Source organism: Micromonospora sp. NPDC048898 (genome assembly GCF_043198035.1).
GTDB lineage: Bacteria > Actinomycetota > Actinomycetes > Mycobacteriales > Micromonosporaceae > Micromonospora.
In genome coordinates this window covers 1-1,049 of record NZ_JBICUF010000053.1, presented here as the reverse complement: position 1 = coordinate 1,049, position 1,049 = coordinate 1, and the positions used below count along the sequence as shown (strand labels likewise).

1 protein-coding gene is annotated in these 1,049 nt (G+C 67.4%); it reads right to left on the bottom strand.

Translation table 11 applies throughout. The features are described 5' to 3' along the window. Window positions 1-22 precede the first annotated feature (22 nt). Window positions 23-900, bottom strand: a protein-coding gene (locus tag ACGFIQ_RS36235) for an IS5 family transposase (RefSeq protein WP_393250863.1) whose coding sequence is annotated in 2 segments (ribosomal slippage) — window positions 23-504 and window positions 504-900 — 879 coding nt in all. Because the reading frame shifts where the segments join, the coding sequence is not laid out codon by codon here. Window positions 901-1,049: the final 149 nt, after the last annotated feature.

Genomic DNA, 1,049 nt, shown 5'->3' with positions numbered 1-1,049 from the left:
CTAGGGCCTGTGTCGAAGTCGGTTACAGCCACTCGTTGATCGCGGCGATGTGAACGGTGGCTTCGTAGCGGACGGCGAGTTTGTCGAAGCGGGTGGCTACAGCCCGGTTGCCCTTGAGCCGGTTGATGCCGCACTCCACGGCGTGACGCTGTTTGTACCGTTCGGGATCGAAGGCCGGTGGTCGGCCGCCCTTGGACCCCAACTTGCGCCGGTTGGCGTCTTGGTCGGCTTTCGAGGGGATGGTCGCGGCGATGCCACGTCGGCGCAGGTAGCGGCGGTTGGCCTTCGACGTGTACGCCTTGTCGGCCAGGACCCGGTTCGGGCGGGTCCGGGGCCGCCCGGTGCCGAGACGGGGCACCCGGATGCCGTCGAGTACGGCCCTGAACTGCGGGCTGTCCCCGCGCTGCCCAGCGGTCAACACGATCGACAACGGCTTCTGCCCCTGCTCGCAGGCCAGATGCAGCTTCGTGGTCAGCCCACCCCGCGACCGGCCGAGCGCGTGATCGGTCGGCTCGACCGCGACTCCGCCCGGCGGCTCGGCCTGAAGATCCCCCTTTTACGCGCCCCAGCGGCATGCTGATGCGCTCGGGCGACCGTCGAGTCCACCGACACGTCCCAGACCACCCGCCCGGCCGCATCAGCCAGGGCCTGCAACACGGTCAAGATCTTCGCCCAGGTCCCATCACGCTGCCAACGCCGGAACAGCCCATACGCCGCAGCCCAGGATCCGTAGCACTCCGGAACATCCCGCCACGGAGCACCGACCCGTGTCCGCCACCTGATCCCATCAATGAGCTGCCGTTTCGTCCATGTCGACGGCCGACCTGGCCTACGCCCTACAGGCAGCAGCGGTTCCAGCGCCACCCACTCTGCGTCGGTCAGGTCATGCCGCCTCGCCACCACTAGGGTGTCCACGAGGTCTCCGGTGTTCGGGTTCTGCTTGGTCGCTGAACCAGATACCGGAGACCTCGCTACATCTCGAACACCGACACGCGAAGATCCTCACCCAACAGCTCACGCCCTGGCACCGACTTCGACACAGGCCCTAG